The organism is Planococcus maitriensis (genome assembly GCF_003289925.1).
GTDB lineage: Bacteria > Bacillota > Bacilli > Bacillales_A > Planococcaceae > Planococcus > Planococcus maitriensis.
The window spans coordinates 126,045-141,165 of record NZ_QLZQ01000001.1; the positions used below are offsets into that span (position 1 = coordinate 126,045).

At 52.7% G+C, this 15,121-nt stretch carries 13 protein-coding genes and 1 riboswitch; of the genes, 11 read left to right on the forward strand and 2 right to left on the reverse strand.

Annotated features, from left to right (window positions below; all coding sequences use genetic code 11):
* Positions 1-70 precede the first annotated feature (70 nt).
* The 4 genes from DP119_RS00640 to DP119_RS00655 all read left to right on the forward strand — a co-directional run bounded on the left by DP119_RS00640 (position 71) and on the right by DP119_RS00655 (position 3,908).
* A complete protein-coding gene (locus DP119_RS00640) occupies positions 71-940 on the forward strand; it encodes a DMT family transporter (RefSeq protein WP_112229930.1) in 870 nt (289 codons plus the stop codon).
* 365 nt (positions 941-1,305) lie between these two features.
* Complete coding sequence (locus DP119_RS00645; RefSeq protein ID WP_112229932.1) at positions 1,306-2,214, forward strand: SDR family NAD(P)-dependent oxidoreductase; 909 nt, start codon at positions 1,306-1,308, stop codon at positions 2,212-2,214.
* Positions 2,215-2,231: 17 nt separating this feature from the next.
* Positions 2,232-3,119, forward strand: coding sequence for an SDR family NAD(P)-dependent oxidoreductase (locus DP119_RS00650; RefSeq protein ID WP_112229934.1), 888 nt, complete (start codon positions 2,232-2,234; stop codon positions 3,117-3,119).
* Between the two features lie 150 nt (positions 3,120-3,269).
* Positions 3,270-3,908: a YIP1 family protein gene (locus tag DP119_RS00655; protein WP_112229936.1), complete on the forward strand. Its 639-nt coding sequence runs from the start codon at positions 3,270-3,272 to the stop codon at positions 3,906-3,908.
* A gap of 48 nt (positions 3,909-3,956) precedes the next feature.
* On the opposite strand, the gene DP119_RS00660 is transcribed toward DP119_RS00655, so the two are convergent.
* Positions 3,957-4,787, reverse strand: coding sequence for a DUF2382 domain-containing protein (locus DP119_RS00660; RefSeq protein ID WP_112229938.1), 831 nt, complete (start codon positions 4,785-4,787; stop codon positions 3,957-3,959).
* Positions 4,788-5,057: 270 nt separating this feature from the next.
* On the opposite strand from DP119_RS00660, the gene DP119_RS00665 reads away from it, so the two are divergent.
* Together DP119_RS00665 and DP119_RS00670 are read left to right on the forward strand one after the other, a co-directional pair.
* A complete protein-coding gene (locus DP119_RS00665; protein ID WP_112229940.1) occupies positions 5,058-6,083 on the forward strand; it encodes a cell wall-binding repeat-containing protein in 1,026 nt (341 codons plus the stop codon).
* A gap of 131 nt (positions 6,084-6,214) precedes the next feature.
* Positions 6,215-7,051 (forward strand): STAS domain-containing protein, encoded by an 837-nt coding sequence (locus DP119_RS00670; protein WP_112229942.1) that lies wholly within the window; start codon positions 6,215-6,217, stop codon positions 7,049-7,051.
* Between the two features lie 47 nt (positions 7,052-7,098).
* Here DP119_RS00670 and dapA read toward each other — a convergent pair whose 3' ends face one another.
* Positions 7,099-7,989: a 4-hydroxy-tetrahydrodipicolinate synthase gene (dapA, locus tag DP119_RS00675; protein WP_112229944.1), complete on the reverse strand. Its 891-nt coding sequence runs from the start codon at positions 7,987-7,989 to the stop codon at positions 7,099-7,101.
* A gap of 126 nt (positions 7,990-8,115) precedes the next feature.
* A riboswitch (Lysine riboswitch) is annotated at positions 8,116-8,294 on the reverse strand.
* Positions 8,295-8,442: 148 nt separating this feature from the next.
* Between dapA and DP119_RS00680 the strand changes: the two genes are divergently transcribed.
* From DP119_RS00680 to DP119_RS00700, 5 genes are all read left to right on the forward strand, one after another.
* Entirely contained in the window at positions 8,443-9,039 is a 597-nt protein-coding gene (locus tag DP119_RS00680; protein ID WP_112229946.1) for a class I SAM-dependent methyltransferase, read from the forward strand.
* 59 nt (positions 9,040-9,098) lie between these two features.
* Positions 9,099-9,941, forward strand: a complete 843-nt coding sequence (ypfJ, locus tag DP119_RS00685) for a KPN_02809 family neutral zinc metallopeptidase (RefSeq protein ID WP_112229948.1) — start codon at positions 9,099-9,101, stop codon at positions 9,939-9,941.
* A gap of 130 nt (positions 9,942-10,071) precedes the next feature.
* Positions 10,072-11,238, forward strand: a complete 1,167-nt coding sequence (locus tag DP119_RS00690; protein WP_112231861.1) for a TraB/GumN family protein — start codon at positions 10,072-10,074, stop codon at positions 11,236-11,238.
* Between the two features lie 404 nt (positions 11,239-11,642).
* Positions 11,643-11,888: a hypothetical protein gene (locus DP119_RS00695; protein WP_112229950.1), complete on the forward strand. Its 246-nt coding sequence runs from the start codon at positions 11,643-11,645 to the stop codon at positions 11,886-11,888.
* A gap of 107 nt (positions 11,889-11,995) precedes the next feature.
* Complete coding sequence (locus DP119_RS00700; RefSeq protein ID WP_112229952.1) at positions 11,996-15,103, forward strand: efflux RND transporter permease subunit; 3,108 nt, start codon at positions 11,996-11,998, stop codon at positions 15,101-15,103.
* Positions 15,104-15,121: the final 18 nt, after the last annotated feature.

Below are 15,121 nucleotides of genomic sequence, written 5' to 3' on the forward strand. Positions count from 1 at the left end.
CAGGGGAAATGGGCAACGCATGGCTGCATGTGCCGGCCGACAATACTGGGAACGGATAGGAGCTTGCTTTATGAAGTTTTCGGGAAGCGCGATGATCATTTTGGCTGCGATTTTTTGGGGAATTACAGGAGGGCTTGCAGATATTCTAATGGATAAAGGCTGGGATCCGCTGGTCATTTCATTTTACCGGGGAGCTGTCGCGCTGCTTTGTTTTACGGGCTGGTTTTCCCTTAGCCGAAAAGGCGGGAAAATATTCTCTGCTCCGTTGATTCTTTGGTCTATTGTGGCGGGCATCGGGGTAGCGGGGAATTTTACGTTCTACTTTCTGAGCATCGAGTCGACAAGCGTCCCGATTGCGGCGACCTTGATGTATACCGCCCCGTTATTCGTCATGCTCGCTTCTTTCCTGTTGCGCATCGAGCGTTCGACCTGGTTTAAATGGATGTGCATATTCAGCGTGCTGGCAGGCATCGTGTTATTGACCGAAGCATATGATACCGGTTCTTCGGCAGTGAATCTGGCGGGCGTCGCGACAGGCTTGGCAGCTGGCTTATCCTATGCCTTGTTCATCTTCGGGTTCAAGAAGTCGGCGGAAGCCGGCGAGCCGCAGACGGTGCTGGCCTTGGCGTTTTTGGCATTTTGTGTGGCCTTGTCTTTCTTTGTGAACTTCGAGAAAGCGGCTTCGGTCTTGAAGTCTGGAGATATCGGCTGGTTTATCGCCATCGGCATCCTTGGCGCCGGCTTGTCGTTTGCGCTGTATACGATCGGCATCAAACGGACGGCGCCATCCACCGCTTCGATCATCGCAATGGTGGAGCCTGTGACAGCGGCCTTGTTCGGGATCGTGTTGCTTGGTGAGGAATTGAGCATGATGCAATTAGCCGGCATGGCGGTCATCCTTCTGACGATTACCGTGTTGAGTGTCAAAAAAGGCGATTGACTGCCAGCTTGCCCGGCGGTTGAGCGATCAGGTACAGCGGCATTCATATCGGAACCGAATCGCGAACATGCGCCGCTGCAGCGTGACATCCTCTTAGGCGCTGCAATCGATCCGGTGGCGTAAAAATCTTGGGCGGCGTCAATGCCTCTCTCCTAGAGCGTCATTCCACAAGTGCCGCTCTTTAAATATGGGGAAATCCGGTACCAACCCTAACCTTAGGTAGGTGTTTGGGCGGGTCCCGTATAACAATGGCTAAACCCTTAGCACTGTTCTTTTCAACTCCCTCCGCGAAGCGTTTCCTGGGCGTTTAAAAGGGGTATTTAAATACAAAATTCTGCGCTTTTTTTAAGAAGGAGGCGAGCGCTGTGGGGGCCAAGCAATCGAATCAAGGAAAAGTCGTGGTCATTACAGGAGCGTCAAGCGGAATCGGCCGTGGGCTGGCGGAACGTTTGGCGCGTGAACAAGCGAAATTGGTCATTGCTGCCCGCAGGACACGGCTGATCGAAGAGCTCGCGGACTCGCTCGGGCCATTGGTCATTCCCGTGACGGCCGATGTCAGCCGGATCAAGGATGTGGAAAGTCTACACAGGGCGGCGGTGAATAATTTCGGGCGCATCGATGTGTGGATCAACAACGCCGGGATCGGCGTCTACGGCCCGTTTATCGATACGCCGCTGCGCGATTTGAACCGGACGGTGGAAGTGAATTTGCTCGGCACCATTTATGGCAGCCATTTTGCGCTGCGCCGCTTCAAGGAACAGCAGCATGGCACCTTGATCAATGTCTCTTCCTTTGCGAGCAAGATCCCGATGCCTTACGGGGCTGCCTATACCGGCAGTAAATTCGGCGTCAGCGGATTATCGAACGGCTTGTATGAAGAGCTTCGGCTCGAAGGTTATCCCGATATCCACATCTGTTCGATCGATCCATGGGTCACCGACACGCCGTGGACAGAGCATGCAGCCAATTATTCGGGACATGAAATCCTCGTCGGGCCGCCGGATGACCCGGCCAAAGTGATCGATGCCATCCTCGGGTTGATCGAGGAGCCGAAAAAGGTTCTGGAAGTCGGCGGCAAGGGAAAAGCCGCAGCCTTTTTCGGGCAGTTGCTTCCGTCATTTTCGAAAGGGCTCAGCGGCGAGGAGCTCAAAGAGATGATCGAATCGGCGCCGGCAACGGAATTGACTGCCGGCAGTTTGCACGAGCCGGTTGAGGAAGGGCGTGCGGTCACAGGGGATTTGCGGGAACGCTTTGAACAACAAGAAGAACAGTGAAGAAAGGAGGAGTCGGCATGGTACAGGAAAAATCACGGCGCGGCAAGACGATCGTCATCACCGGCGCCTCCAGCGGGCTCGGCAAAGAAGTGGCGCGCCAATTGGCGAAGGATGGCGCGAATCTTGTCCTGGCGGCACGGCGTACCGGCTTGATCGAAGCGCTTGCGAGCGAACTCGGGCCAAACGCCATTGCGGTCACGATGGATGTCAGCCGCGAAGCGGACGTCGCGTGGCTATTCGAGGAAGCGTTGAGCAGTTTCGGCAAGATCGATGTCTGGATCAACAATGCGGGCGTCGGAGTCATCGGCCCGTTTACGGAAATACCGCTTGAAGATCTCGCGCGCATGGTGGAAGTGAACGTCAAAGGAACGGTCAACGGCAGCCATTTCGCGCTTCGCCATTTCAAGGAAATCGGCAGCGGCACCTTGATCAATATCGGGTCGGTGGCGAGCGATGTCGCATTTCCTTATTTCACCGGCTATAGCGCCAGCAAGCACGCTGTCCTCGGTTTCAGTTCGGCACTCAATGAAGAAATGAAACTCGAGGGATATCACGACATCCATGTCTGTTCCGTGCTTCCGTGGGCGACCGATACCCCATGGTTCGAACACGCCGGCAATTACTCGGGCCATGTGGTCGACATGAAGCCGATGGATGACCCGGCGCAGGCGGTCAAGGTCATCATCGATTTGATCGATGAGCCGAAAGAAGTCGTCGAAGTCGGCCGGAAGATGAAGACCGTTCGCTTGTTGACGCGGATCGCGCCGAAGATGCTGGAGAAGCGCTCGGCAAAATTCATCAAGGTAGATTTAGAGAAAATGCCATCTGAAGCACCGCATAGCGGAGCGCTCCATGAGCCGGAAAACACAGCGAAAGAATCCGGGGACCAAAACCCGAAAGCTTAAGCAACAGCTGCTTAAGCTTTTTTTCTTGGTCGGCAGCCAGCTCACCTTCTTCCAGTCATTTACAAGGACACAAGAGTGTGATTAGATGGAAATAAAAGGGGGAATATTCCATGGGTCTTCAAGAAAAAGGAAAAGAGCAGAGGATGCTTCATGAATGAGCCGACTGCTTACGCTGAACTGAATCCATTTACGGCCATTTGGACGCGCCCTCGCGAGACGGTGCGCTATGTCATCGAAGAAAAAACCACACGCTTCATCGTGATCCTTCTCATTTTGGCCGGTTTTACAGGCGGGCTTTCCGGTGCGTCGAGCGAGGAGCAACTATTTCCTGCGGTGGCAGTAATCTTCGGATCTTTAGTGCTCGGGCCGCTTGCTGCGGCCGCAGGGATCGGGATCATCTCGGGCATCTATATTTTGCTCGGTAAATTGTTCGGCGGAGTCGGGACGTATGCGGAAATGTTCCGGGCGGTCGTCACTTCAAGCATCCCGCAAATTTGGCTATTGCCGATGTGGCTGATTTGGCTGCTCATATCGCCTTCGACATTCTATACGGAAATCGAACCTAGTGCGGCAGAACCGGATACGGGACTTGGCATGGTCATCGGCCTGTTGCTGCTGGCAGCCGCATTTGTCGTCGGCATCTGGACTTTCGTCATCCAATGCAAGGCCGTGGGGGAAGCGCAGCGATTTTCAGCGTGGAAAGGGTTTTTCGTAATTGTAATCCCGTCCGCGCTGCTTTCGATTGTCATCATTGCCTTGTTGGCGCTGGTGTTCTTTGCAGCGTTTTGACCGGTTCATGGAAAAAGCGATCCCGGAAAATGTCCGGAATCGCTTTTTTTATGGTTTTTCGTAGCGCTGGACATTGTTCTCGTCGATATCGACCGTCTCGCGCTGCACCGTTTCAGTAATATGCTTCGTCTCCTGTACTTTGCGTTTATGGACGACGATTTCCTCGCTGACGTATTTCACTTTGCGCACTTCCAGGCGTTCTTCAATCACGGGAATGTGCCAGAGGCCGTCTTTTTGATAGGCCTCAGCGGAGTGGCCGCTTGATTCATATTCCGACAGCTCCTGATTGACGGGCCGGCGTTCGACTTCGACTTCTTCCCGTTCATACGGAACATCGAGCTCCTGTTGTTCTTCGACCGTCTTTTTGCGGATATCGACACTTCCGGTTTCGACCCAGTCCTTATCGACCGCGAGACGCTCTTCGTGAAGTTCCATCTTCTGTTCATCGCTCAGATCGGGCGTTTCGCTTGTGTGCCGGGCATCCGGTGTATGCTTATTTTCACTCAAGCTGGCTGCCGCGGCATCGAAGTTCTGGTAATTCATGCCGTATTCGCTGTCGACGTACAATACGAGCTTGCCGCCTTGGACTTGCTTGTAATACTCGTCGGCTTCCGAGTCGGAGAGGCCCATTTGCTTGAGCGCATCTTTTGTTGGGTCTTCCCCGGAAATGAACGATTTGAATTTGTCCATGAAATCGCCCTCGTCCGTATTCAGATGGACATCCGTCTGCCCCTGCACCATCTGCAGCTGCTGGCCGTTCAAGGCGATGACGTACATGTCCTCTTCTTTATATCCCTGTGCTTTCAATTCACCGATTTCATGGATCACTTCCGCTTGCACATCGAATGTGCCGATCAATTTATGGCCGTGTTTTTGCATATTAGCATCCTCCTGTAAGGTCAATGATTTGCCGTGTCTGCGTTATGGCTTATGTACCCGGAAAACCGGGAGTCATAAACCTTGGGCAGCGCAGTGCTGGTTCGATTGAAAGTGAAAGGAGGAGGCTTGTGATTGTGATGATTTAAGAAATTATTGCCTGTAAACACTGAAACGGAAAGGTATTTAGACCTACTGAAAAATATTTTTGTAACCCTATTGTAATGTTCGTAAAATATCATATAATTGGAAAAGAAATGAATACATTACAGAATGGGGAAACGATTAACGATGATTTACGGCAAAGTATTGACGACTGCGGCATTGGCTGCAGCTTTGGCTCTTGGAGCGGTTTTACCGACCGGGGCAGCTTCTGCGGCTACACTTACTGAGGGCAATTCCTACCGCGTCTTTGGGAGCGATCGCTACCAGACGAGCTTGGAAGTTTCTTGGTATGGCTGGGGAGACGGAGAGGCGGAAACGGTTGTCGTCGCAACAGGCGCTGACTTCCCGGATGCTTTGGCTGCAACACCGCTTGCATCTTCCTATTATGCACCGCTGCTTTTGACGAAAAAAGATTCTTTGCCTGCAGGATTTGCGGATGAACTGAAGCGCTTGGGCGCGAAAAATGTTATTTTAATCGGCGGTACTGGAGCGGTTTCCGAAAAAGTCCAAAATGAAATCGCGAAGCTTGGCATTGCAGTAGACCGCATCAGCGGGAAGAGCCGTTACGAAACTGCAGTGAAAATTGCTGAAGAACTCGGAATGGATGGCTCTTTATTCGTTACGACTGGCGCAAGCTTTGCCGATTCGTTATCAATCTCCCCATCGGCAGGTTATATTGAAGAACCGATTCTTCTTGTGCCTGCAACAGGCGCGGTCCCGGCGGTAGTTGCGGACTATATTAAAGCGAATCAGCCAGAATGGCCATTCATCATCGGCGGCGAAAAAGCAGTTGCTCCTTCAGTGGAAGCATTGTTCACGGAAGAACCGATGCGCCTCGCAGGTGTCAGCCGTTACGACACAAACCAGGCAATCAATGATTTCATGTATGAAGTTGGGGTCTTCGAGGAGAAGTATGATGTTTTTGTCTCGACAGGGACCAACTTCCCGGATGCTTTATCCGGCAGCGCACTCGCTTCACTTTACGCGGCTCCACTTGTCTTGACTGCGGCAAATCCGACTGCGGCTTCTAAGGAACAAATCGTTGAATATTCAACAGAAGATACTTTCTACACGATCCTTGGTGGGGAAAAAGCCGTTTCATCTGATACGTTGAAAAAATTGTTCGCAAAATAATATCAAAAAAATACCTGCCTAATAGCGGGTTTTTTTGTCCCGAAAATCAAAATGCTATTTCTTGTATCAGATTGTAGGTATAATGAATCTGTTGTACCAAATCAAGCAAGCAACAATTGATAGAGGTTCCAATGGAAAAAGAGATGGCTTTATTCGGTAAACGAGTGGAAGAAGATAGATATATGATTGCGCAACTGATCCAAGAAGAACGGCTGTCGGTATTGCCGGAGAAAGAAATGGAGGAAAAACGTGAGTTCTCGGAGCTGGTATTGGAAGAGCGCGCCCGTTTCATCGACCTGCTTGGAAAGGCGATGCAGGACAGCTGCAATGAAGCAAAGAACATGGCTGTAATCACGGAATGGGGCAATGCGACGGGGAATTTCTTTCTGGAGCAGGGCATGACATTGGACATGGCACTCGCAGAAACGGCGTTATACCGGAAGCATTTGGCAGCGGTGATCAAAAGTGAAGGCCGCCGCTTGGATATTTCCCCGGAAATAACGTATGACGCCGCGGAGTTATTGCATGCGCTTCTGGATTATGCAATATATGCATATACGCATGCCTATACGGTTTCCTATCAGGACAGCTTGACTGCAGCACGCCAGGAGTTTCTGGAATTGTCGGCGCCTGTCGTCCCGATCAGCGATTCGGTCGCCATTTTGCCGTTAGTCGGCAGCATTGAACTGGACCGGGCACAGTATATTTTGGAGCGCACCTTATTGTCGGCCAGTGAATTGAAGATCAACACATTGATTGTCGATTTATCGGGTGTCATACGGGTGGATACGATGGTGGCGGAACAAGTCATCAAAATCATCCAGTCGCTCGGGCTGATCGGCGTCGGGGCCATTCTGACGGGAATCCGGCCGGAGACGGCGCAATCCTTGACCGCCCTTGGCGTGGATGTGCGGACATTGAACATCGGCGGCAGCTTGAAGCGTGCCTTGGAGAACGTCTATAACTGAACTGAAAAAAAGCTTCGCGGGCCCTCGGATGGGCCTGCGAAGCTTTTTCAATTGGTGATCGCGTCCTGTTTAGCGGAAGGCAGGAATTGCTGCAACGTGGCGGTTTCTTCTTCTGTTAACGCGAGCATCGGCAAACGCACGCCGCCGACCGGCACATCCATTAGGTTGAGTGCCGCTTTGACAGGGCTTGGGCTCGGTGCTGCGAACAAAGCTTTCATCGTCGGCAAAAGTTTGCGGTGAAGCGCAGCGGCTCCGGCTGTGTCGCCCATGCGGAACATTTTGATCATGTCCTGCATTTCGTTGCCGATGATATGTGCTGCGACAGAGACGATGCCGGTTCCGCCGACAGAAAGCATCGGCAAGGTCAGGCTGTCGTCGCCGCTGTAGACGGCAAAGTCATGGCTTGTCCGTTCGATGATTTCAGAAGCGGCATCCAAATCACCGCTTGCTTCTTTGACGCAGGTGATATTGTCGATCAGCGACAGGCGGACGATGGTATCGACCGATAGATTGACGACGCTGCGGCCTGGGATGTTGTAGAGCATCACCGGGAGCGCCGTGGCGTTTGCGATGGCTTCGAAATGGCGGTACATGCCTTCCTGTGACGGTTTATTATAGTAAGGAGTGACCAGCATGATGCCGTCGACACCCGCTTGCTCCGCTTGCTGGGTCAAGGCGACCGATGCCCGCGTATTGTTCGAGCCGGTGCCTGCGATGATTTTCGCGCGCCCGTCTGCCGCGGTGACGACATGGGCGAACAGCGCCACTTTTTCGTCTGTCGACAAAGTCGGTGATTCGCCGGTCGTCCCGGCGACGACGATGCCGTCCGATCCGTTATTGATTAGATGTTCCACGAGATTTGTTGTTGCCTGAAAATCGATTTCACCGTTTGCGTCGAATGGCGTCGCCATCGCAGTGATCACTTGACCGAATTTCATAGAGAACACACCCTTTTCTAAGTTTTTTTCAAAAGTTAGAGGTGGGGGCCGGTCCGGAGTAAACAAAAAGGCAGCAACGGGGGCCCGTTGCTGCCGTTAGAAACAATGTTTACCAATCGTTCCTGTTCGTCAGATAGCCCTCCATATAGTTTCCTATATGACAGTCCGGCACTTCTTCAGTGCAGAACCAGCGCACAGGAATATGAGCATCCTGCCGCTTCGGCAAATCCCCCTTTCGGCAATCGTCCTAAGAGCTCATACTCCTCGGATTGCGTACTGATGGTTTTTGCGCCTCTATCCTCGCTCCGCTAAGGAAGCAAGAAATTATTGAATTAGCTGTAATATAACAGAAAGAAATGGGAATGGCAAGAGAAAGAATGTTTTTCTTTTGCGGAAAGCGGCGAAGGAAAATTGGGGTTTTATGTGGCTGCACAAAAGAAAGGAGGCGATTTCATGGGCGATCATCAGTTGGACCGGCAATTGAATATCCAAACCGGAGGTGGGCAGATGGGCTTTAATGCATCGATGCATGAGCACCGTTTTGAAGTGACGCCTTATGCATGGTTGGACGTGTTGTTCAAGGCGCATCCGCTGAAAGGGGAAGGCAGGCTGGTCGATTTCGGAAGCGGCAAGGGGCGCTTGAATTTCTTCGCGCATCATTTGTTCGGGACCCCGTCTGCTGGCGTGGAAGTTGACCCGTCGCTTCACGAAGCTTCGCTGCGGAACGGGAAACGTTTCAAAGGAAAGGGCGACATCGAATTCATCAACGGTTATGCGCAGGATTATGAAATCGATCCAGAGGACCGCTGGTTTTATTTTTTCAATCCGTTTTCGGATCCGGTGTTCATGACCGTAGTGGACAGGATCCTGGCGTCGGTGGCGGAACATCCGCGGGAAGTGGAAGTGATCTTATTTTATCCGTCAGTCGAATATACCGATTTTCTCGACCGGCGCACCGCTTTTGAATTGATCAGCGACATTGCACTTCCAGTGGAGGCAGACGATCCGCGCGAACGGTTTTTGGTCTACCGTTTGCCGAGATGGGATTAAAGTTTCTAATGAAACGGGTATAGCTTTATTAAAATGGATGCGGAAAGAGGGTTTCGGTTATGAAATGGAGAGGGCGAGCGGGAAGCAGGAATGTAGAAGACAGGAGGGGGCGCGGCGTCGGCGGGCCGGTTCTTGCCGGCGGCGGGATCGGCGGCTTGCTGATCGTCCTGTTGATCACGTTTCTTGGGGGCGACCCGGGAGCGATACTCGGCGATGGCGGAGGGGCTTCTAGTTCGGAACCGTATGTCGCGAGTGAACGGGAAGAAGAACTGGCCGATTTCGTATCGGTCATCCTTGCGGATACGGAAGAGGTGTGGGCGGAAGTATTCGCGGAAGAAGGCATGGAGTATGTCGAGCCGACTTTGGTGCTGTTTTCGGGAAGCGTGCAATCAGCGTGTGGCATGGCCGGTTCTGCGACGGGGCCGTTTTACTGCCCGGCGGATTCCAAGCTGTATATCGATTTAAGCTTTTACGATGAACTCGAGCGGCAGTTCAATGCCCCGGGTGATTTCGCGATGGCGTATGTCGTCGCGCATGAAGTCGGCCATCACGTGCAGAACCTGCTTGGCGTGCTTGGGGATGTCCAGCAGGCACGCAATCAGCTGAGCGAGACCGAATACAATCAATTGCAAGTGCGCCTGGAATTGCAGGCGGATTACTTATCGGGCGTCTGGGCGCATCATGCACAAGGCATGGGCTATCTGGAAGAAGGCGATCTGGAAGAAGCCTTGACCGCGGCCAGTGCGGTCGGCGACGATACGATCCAGAAGCGGACGCGCGGCTACGCCGTTCCGGAAAGCTTCACTCACGGCACATCCGAACAACGCAAGGAATGGTTCTACAAAGGCTTCCGCGCCGGTGATTTGAATGACGGAAATACGTTCAATGCTCCGGAATTATAAGCTTTCGAAAAGATTGATATTTTGCGCTTGGTGATTCATTATAAAGAATAGACAGTCTTTTTCATCGGCAACTGTAAATGAAGAAGAAATCCTATTCTATGAAGGAAGTACACTCATGACAGAAGAAATAATGACGGAAGACAATATCACCCGTCTCGAAGTGGACGGCAAACAATTGATTTTGATCGGCACCGCGCATGTTTCGAAACTGAGCGCAGAGCAAGTAAAGGAAGTCGTCGAACGCGAACGGCCGGATTCGGTGTGCATCGAACTCGATGCACAGCGCTATGAATCGGTCATGCAGGATAAGAAATGGAAAGAGACCGATATCTTCAAGATCATCAAGGATAAGAAAGCGAGCCTGTTATTGATGAACTTGGCCATTTCCTCGTTCCAGAACCGTTTGGCGGACCAATTCGGCATTAAGCCCGGTTCTGAAATGATCCAGGGCATTCGTTCGGCCGAGGAAACAGGCGCGGAACTGGTCCTTGCCGACCGCAATATCCAAGTGACATTTTCGCGCATTTGGGGCAATATCGGCCTGATGGGCAAGGTCCAGCTCATTTCTTCCGTGTTCTTCAGCATTTTCAGCAAGGAATCGATTTCCGAAGAGGAGCTCGAGAAGATGAAGCAGCAGGATACGTTGAACGCGGTGATGGATGACTTCACGAAAGCCTTCCCGCGCATCAAAAAGCCGCTCATCGATGAACGCGACCAGTATTTGGCGCAGAAAATCAAAGAAGCACCCGGCAAAAAGGTCGTCGCGGTGCTCGGTGCCGCACATGTTCCGGGCATTACGCGGGAGATCCACCGGGAACAGGATTTGAAGGCGCTCAATGAAGTGCCGAAGAAGTCGAAATGGCCGAAGATCATCGGCTGGGCCATTCCGGTGATCATTTTGTCCATTATCGCCTATACCTTCTACGCGAACCCGGCGGCTGGCTTGGACCAAACCGTCAGCTGGATCCTATGGAACGGCACGCTTGCCGCAATCGGGGCGGCGGTCGCATTCGGCCACCCGCTGGCGATCCTCACAGCCTTTGTCGCAGCGCCGATTTCCTCGCTCAATCCGCTCGTTGCGGCCGGCTGGTTTTCAGGCCTGACACAAGCGTTTATCCGCCGGCCGAATGTCGGGGATTTTGACACTTTGTCAAAAGACGTCTTCACGGTCAAAGGCTTCTGGGACAATAAAGTGACGCGTGTCTTGCTGGTCATCGTATTGACCAATCTCGGCAGTTCGCTCGGCACATTCATCGGCGGGGCAGACGTTCTGCGGCTATTTTTCGAAAACCTATAAACGGGTTCATGTAGGAACTGATACAAAGATATCAGAAATGGAAAAGCCGGAGAAAAAGAAGTTCTTTTTCTCCGGCTTTTCTAATTTCGAACTAATTTTTTAATACTTTCTAGATTCATAAGAGCTGATGGAAATGGAGACGGTGACTCCTGCGGGAGCAGTGACGGAGCAAAGCGAAGGAGCGACGCGAGCTGAAGACCCTGGACTGAGCGTAGCGAGGGAAGCGGCTGAAGCCGTGCCCGCGGAAAGCGTCCGTCGCAATGGACATCAGCTCTTCTTTTGGGGATAGGTTTTTTACTAGTAATTTCACATGATAAAAATATGCAAAAAGCATCGAAAATGAATGATTTTTAACAGAAAAAGGAGTATAACTAAAGTATAAAACCGAACGGAGGCGCATGAAGATGGATTTCCTGTTGATGGGGATCTTGTTATGGTCACTGGTCATTGCTGCATTGCTGCTCGGATTGTACGGAGTATGGAAAAGATCGTGGAAAGCGTTGTTTTGGGGAGGGATTGCATCACTTTTGCCGATGGGCCTCATCTTCATGGGAGATGACAGCTGGGTGTTCAAATTGAGCATCTTGCCGCCGCTTTTGATGTTTATCGGGGCATACTTCCTGAAACAGCGGCATCCTGAAAAAGTTTGAACGAAAACCGGCCGAAAAAATTCGGCCGGTTTTCGAGTGTTTAAAGTGGTGATTTCCGATTTGTAGTTATACAATAGTTATACAATAATCGGAGGGAGCTAATCCTTATGCAGTACATACTTGAACGCAGTAAATTATTCATCTTTTTGATTTTGATCCTCATGCTGGTCGGGGTCTACACTTTCCTGACACTGCCGCAGCGTGAAATTCCCGAAACGCCTCCCGGGCTTGTGCTGGTCTCCACGATCTTGCCGGGCGCGGAGCCGGAAGAAGTGGAAACGAGCATCACGAACCCGATTGAAAGGGAGTTGCAAAGCATTGACGGCATCGCCTCGATGGATTCCATTTCAGCGAATTCGGCTTCCATCATTACATTGGAAATTGAAGACGGCGTCGAACCTGATGGCTTGATCAATACGATCCAGCAGCAGGCACAGCGCGCTGCCGGCAGTTTCCCGGAACAAGCGCAGGATATCAGCGTTGAAAAGCTCGACCTGACTTTCCCCTTGGTTTCCTATATGTTCTATGGAGACGAAGCGGAACTTGCGGAACTTGAAGAACCGCTTGCGGATTTGTCGGATGAAGTGGAAGCGGTATCCGGCGTTGCCGGCACGCAAGTCAAAGGCTTGAATGGCGAGCAGGTGGTCATCGAACTTGACGGGGATGCGCTGGCGGAAAACCGATTGCAGCCGTTCGAAGTGCTTGAAAGCCTTCAGCAAGCGAATCAGCCGCTGTCCCTTGGCACCCATAGCGACGGCGAGCAGCAATTCGTCTTGACCGTGCAGCAAAGCCAAGGCGTCGAAAAGCTGCGTGAACTGCAGGTCGGGCAGGCAGCCGTCCCGCTCGCTGATGTAGCCTCGGTCGAATTGGCCGAAATGACGGCGGAAGATATCGTCACGTTCGAAGGCGAGCCCGCAGTGTCCTATACGGTCTTTTTGCAGACTGGTCAGGATGTTCCGTCTGTCGATGACCGCGTCAGCGAAGTGATCGAAGGCTTCAATGAAGACTTGCCTGCGGGCATCTCGGCTGAACGCTATGTGTCACAGGCCGAAAACGTCAACGAGATTTTCGGTTCGCTTTATATTTCGCTCTTGATTGCGGTGCTCGCGGTATTGGTCGTCACGACCGCGGGATTGACGCTGTACGGTGCGTTTGCCGTCGCGCTGACGGTGCTTGCGTCCGTCTTGATCGGGCTTATCCCGATTCCGGCACTCGGCGTCGATTTGAACCAGATCTCGGTCATCGGCTTGATTATCGCGATCGGGATATTGGTCGATGACAGCATTGTCGTCAACGATAATATCCAGCGCCGCTATAAGCTTGGCGACAACGCGATGGCAGGGGCCATCAACGGTGTCCGGGAAGTCTACCCGTCGATTGTGTCGTCCAGTCTGGCAATCGTCGTCACGTTCTCTCCGCTCTTGTTATTATCAGGCGGAAACGGCGCGTTCATCAAAGCGCTGCCGAGTATTTTGATTACCACCATCTTGGCTTCGACGGTATTGTCGATTACGCTCGTGCCGATGATGCAGTATTTGCGCACGAAACGCAAAAAACGCAAAATTTCCGATACTCCTGGATTCCTTGGCAAACCGCTTGAAAAGCTTGCGCAAGTGTATTCCGGAAAAGTGCTGAAAGGTGTCCTGAAACACCCTTGGTTGACGGGAATCGGCGGCTTGGTGATTGCGACAGCCCTGCTCTCGCTCGCCTTGTTCACGCCGTTTGAATTCTTCCCGGAAGCGGACCGCGAGGAAGTGACGATGAACGTGCGCCTCGCGGAAGGCACGACCATCGAAGAAACCGACGCGTTCATCCGTGAAGTGACGCAGGAAGTGGTGCAGGAAGACGGCGATGTGAACGAAACGGCTGTCTTCACGGGTGAAGGCCTGCCGAACCTCTTCGCTTCATCCATGGACAACACCGGCGCCAATACCGGCCAAGTGGCGTTCCGCGTCGACCGTGAAGCGACTTCCGCTTCCGCGTTTATCGATAAATGGGAACCGGAGCTTCGCGAACGCTATCCGGATGCGGAAATCTTCCTCGACACGATCGTCCAAGGGCCGCCAGTCGGCGCACCGGTGACGGTGACCGCGACAGGTGAGGATATCAATGAACTCGCAGCGCTCCGTGACACGCTCGAAGAAGAAATGCTCGCAAACGGTGCGACCATCATCACCGATAACTTGGGCGCTGCCGTACCGGCGATTGAATATGTGCCGGAGCAGGAGACGCTTGAAGACAATGGCATTGCTTTGTCGACGGTCACCAATCAATTGCAGCTCCTGACGCAAGGCGTCCCGCTTTATACGCTGTACGAAGGGCAAACACCTTACGAAGTCGTCTTGAAGCAAGCAGGCATCACAGAAGGCGAACCGATCGACCTCGCTGACTTCAGTTTGCCGGCATCCAGTTCCGCTGCAAGCGGTGAACAAGCGGAAGCCGGTGGCGAAGCAGGGCCGCCTGCTGCCGCGCAGCCAGGGCCGCCTGAATTGATCGGCCTGGACGAGTTACTCACTGCAGAAGAAACGACGGTACTAGCACAAGTGCCGCATAAATCAGGGGACCGTGCGATCACGCTCCGCGCGTTCGGCGAAGCGGAGGACTTCGAAGCGCAGATGCTCGACGTCGTCGATAATGCACGCGCTGACTTGCCTGCCGGCTATGAACTGTCGACTGGCGGCGAGAACTCCGACCAGGAAGCCTTCTTCGCTGAAATCGGCATCTTGTTCCTGGTCGTGCTGTTGCTTGTCTATCTGGTCATCGCATTCCAGTTCAAGTCGTTCGGTTTGCCGTTCCTTGTATTGATTGCTGTCTATCTCGGCATTTCCGGCGCGATCCTCGGCTTGTTCCTGACGCAGACACCGCTCAGCTTCCTCGGCGTCATGGGGATCGTCTCCTTGACGGGGATTGTCGTCCGGAATGCGGTCGTGCTCATCGACTTTGTGGAAGCACGCCGCCTGACGGGAGACTTCAACATCGAAGAAGCGATCATCGAATCAGGGTATGCGCGCATCAAGCCGATCGTGCTGACGTCCTTGACTTCAATTGTGGCGCTCTTGCCGGTCGCGTTTTCCGGCGACCCATTGTTTGAACCGCTGGCCGTGACGATCATTGCGGGGCTTGCGTTCTCCGGGATTTTCACATTGGTCATGATTCCGGCGCTGTATCTTTTATTCCATCGCATCGTGCGCAAGGAGAAGAAACAAACCGCCTGATGGAAAGCTGCAGGGTCT